The sequence below is a fragment of the Komagataeibacter kakiaceti JCM 25156 genome, assembly GCF_000613305.1.
On the sequence record NZ_BAIO01000483.1, the window covers coordinates 1 to 1,760 of the forward strand.

1 protein-coding gene and 2 pseudogenes are annotated in these 1,760 nt (G+C 63.4%); all 3 read right to left on the reverse strand.

Annotated elements, in window-relative coordinates; translation table 11 throughout:
• Nucleotides 1-900 (reverse strand): annotated as a pseudogene (locus tag JCM25156_RS32230) (efflux RND transporter permease subunit); the annotation flags it as partial.
• Complete coding sequence (locus tag JCM25156_RS32235; RefSeq protein WP_025813819.1) at nucleotides 900-1,556, reverse strand: efflux RND transporter permease subunit; 657 nt, start codon at nucleotides 1,554-1,556, stop codon at nucleotides 900-902. The pseudogene JCM25156_RS32230 and the gene JCM25156_RS32235, both read right to left, overlap by 1 nt.
• Nucleotides 1,543-1,760: pseudogene (locus JCM25156_RS25235) on the reverse strand (efflux RND transporter periplasmic adaptor subunit); the annotation flags it as partial. The pseudogene JCM25156_RS25235 and the gene JCM25156_RS32235, both read right to left, overlap by 14 nt.

Genomic DNA, 1,760 nt, shown 5'->3' on the forward strand with positions numbered 1-1,760 from the left:
ACAGGCGCAGCAGGCGGCCCTCCGGCGGTGTGTGCGACACCGAGGCCGGACACGCCCTGAGAATGGTCACCCCCACCAGCGGGGCGACCAGCACCGCCACGAACCATGACGCGATCAGGGCCATGCCCACCACGGCAAAGAGCGAGAACGTGTATTCCCCCGCGATGCTCCGGGCGAAACCGACCGGAATGAACCCCGCCACGGTCACAAGCGTGCCGGTCAGCATGGGAAAGGCGGTCGAGACATAGGCATAGGTCGCGGCCCGGGTCAGGCTCCAGCCTTCCTCCAGCTTGCTGACCATGCTCTCCACCGTAATCATGGCGTCATCCACCAGCAGGCCGAGTGCTATGATCAGCGCGCCGAGCGAGACGCGCTGAAGGTCGATGCCGAACATCTTCATGCACACGAACACCACCGCCAGCACGAAGGGAATGCAGAACGCGACCACCGTACCCGCGCGCGCGCCAAGGCTGATGAAACTGATGCCCAGTACGATGACGATGGCCTCGAACAGCGCCTCGGTAAAATCACCCACGGCGTCATGCACCACCTTGGCTGGTTGGCGACCAGATGCGCCTCGATCCCGATGGGCATGCGGGCATGCAGTTCGGCCATCTTCGCCGTAATGTTCTTTTCCAGTTCCAGCACGTTGCCACCGCTGCGCATGGACAGGGCGAGGCCGATGGCGTCATGCCCCCCCACCCGGAACATGGTCTGCGGCGGATCGGAATAGGTGCGGGTGATGGTGGCGATGTCACCCAGCCGGATTTTGCGGCCACCCGCGTAAACCGTGACATTGGCAATATCCTGCACCGACCCGAACTGCCCGGTGGGCTGGACCTGTATCTGCTCGCGCCCCGTATCCACCACGCCCGATGGCACCGTGGCGTTCTGCGCCATCAGGCGGCCGCGATCGTCGCCCCGTTTATGCCCAGCCGGGCGAGATGATGGGTGGAGAAATCGACATAGATTTTTTCATCCTGCGCGCCCAGCGTGTCGATCTTGGCCACATCGGGCACATGCAGCAGTTCATCGCGTACCGTCTCGACATAATCGCGCAGTTCGCGGTGGGAAAAACCATCGGCGGTAAAGCCGTAGATGATGCCGTAGGTATCGCCGAACTCATCATCAAAGAACGGGCCGACCGTGCCCGTGGGCAACTGCACCTTGATGTCACCGATCTTCTTGCGCACCTGATACCAGATGTCCGGCACTTCCGCCTTGGGCGCGCCCGAGAGCAGATTGACGAAAATCGTGGTCCTGCCCGCCAGCGTATAGCTCTTGACGTAATCGAGGTCGGGCGTTTCCTGCAGCTTCTTCTCGATGCGTTCGGTCAGCTGGTGGGTGGTTTCCTCCACCGACGCACCGGGCAGGAACGCCTGCACCACCATGGTCTTGACGGTAAAGGGCGGGTCTTCGTTCCGGCCCAGCCTGAAATAGGACTGGATGCCCGCGACACCGATCAGGATCATGAAGAACAGGACCAGCGCACGATGGCGGATGGCCCAGTCGGACAGGTTCATGCCCCCCGGGGCGGCTGGCTCAGGGGCGGACATCGGCTTCATCCAGCAGGCTGACCTTTTCTTGCGGATAGAGCGCCTGCACGCCCGCCGTCACCACCCGGTCACCGGGGTTCAGGCCGGATGCGATCACCACGTCATCGGTGCCGTAGCGGGCGATGGTGACCGCGCACTGGGAGACGCGCAGGCTGTCGGGGGCCACGATCCATACGGCGGGCCTGCCATCGTGCGTTGTCAGGG